The 1,332-nt window shown below is 66.1% G+C and carries 1 protein-coding gene and 1 other annotated feature; the gene reads left to right on the top strand.

The genetic code is table 11. The annotated features are described in order from the left end of the window. Positions 1–52: 52 nt before the first annotated feature. Positions 53–1,302, top strand: a protein-coding gene (locus NYZ98_RS41290) for an IS3 family transposase (RefSeq protein ID WP_380708890.1) whose coding sequence is annotated in 2 segments (ribosomal slippage) — positions 53–362 and positions 362–1,302 — 1,251 coding nt in all. Because the reading frame shifts where the segments join, the coding sequence is not laid out codon by codon here. Then, positions 355–468: a sequence feature (AL1L pseudoknot), on the top strand. It overlaps the preceding gene by 114 nt. Positions 1,303–1,332: the final 30 nt, after the last annotated feature.

A 1,332-nucleotide genomic window follows, 5' to 3' on the forward strand; every position in this document is an offset into this window, starting at 1 on the left:
TGAACCGCGCCGGGATTGATGGAGACTTCATCGGTTGGAAAGGATGGAGTCCATGTCAGGTCGATCCAGTTCCCCTCACCCTGCCCAGCGTCGCTATCCACCGGAGCTGAAGGAACGGGGGGTGCGGATGGTCCGGGAGACCATTGAGCAGTCCGGAGAGTCGTTCGGCGTGATCACTCGGGTCGCTCGTCAGCTCGGCATCGGATCGGAGTCGCTGCGTAACTGGGTCAGGCAGGCCGAGGTCGATGGCAGTCGACGGCCCGGCACCAGCACCGAGGAGGCCAGGCGGATCGCCGAGTTGGAGCGTGAGGTCCGCGAGCTGCGCCGGGCCAACGAGATCCTCAAGGCGGCGTCTGCTTTTTTCGCGAGGGAACTCGACCCTCGACCGCCCAGATGAACGCCTTTATCGACGCCTACCGCGACCGGTTCGGCGTGGCGCCGATCTGCCAGGCTCTGCAGGTTGCGCCGTCGACGTACTACGCAGCACGGAGCCGTCCGCCCGCTGCCCGTGCGGTGCGCGATGAGCGCCTCAAGACCGAGATCAGCCGGATCTACCAGGACAACTACTACTGTTACGGCGTTCGCAAGATCTATCACCAGCTCCGCCGCGAGGGCCGGCCGGTCGCCCGGTGCACCATCGCGCGGCTGATGGGCGAACTCGGCATCACCGGGCTGGTCCGCGGTAAGCCTCGGCGCACCACCATCACCGGCGACCAGAGCGAGCGGCCGGCGGATCTGGTCCGGCGAGACTTTCACGCGCCAGCGCCGAACCGGCTGTGGGTCGCCGACCTCACCTACATCCGTACCTGGTCGGGCTGGGTGTACGCGGCCTTCGTGATCGATGTGTACTCCCGGATGGTCGTGGGCTGGCAGACCACCACCCATCTACGCACCGACCTGGCGTTGGACGCATTGGAGATGGCCATCTGGCGCCGTGGCCGTGACGGCGGTGCCGACCTGTCGGAGCTGGTTCATCACTCCGATCGCGGGGTGCAATATCTGTCGATTCGCTACACCGAGCGCCTGGCCGACACCGGCGCGGTCGCCTCGGTCGGCAGCCGCGGCGACTCCTATGACAACGCCCTGGCCGAGTCCTTCAACGGGTTGTTCAAGGCGGAACTGATCCGCCGCTACGGGCCGTGGAAGGGCCTGGACGATGTCGAGCTGGCCACGCTGGAGTACCTCGACTGGTACAACCATCGCCGGCTGCACACCGCCTGCGGCGACATCCCACCCGCAGAGTACGAAGCGATCTACTACCGTCACCAACAGGCCGCAGTCACCGCGGCAGAAACCAAGTAGCCGAGTCTCCACGAAACCCGGCGCGGTTCA

It is taken from the genome of Sphaerisporangium corydalis (genome assembly GCF_025506355.1).
In the GTDB taxonomy this organism is placed as follows: Bacteria; Actinomycetota; Actinomycetes; order Streptosporangiales; family Streptosporangiaceae; genus Sphaerisporangium; species Sphaerisporangium corydalis.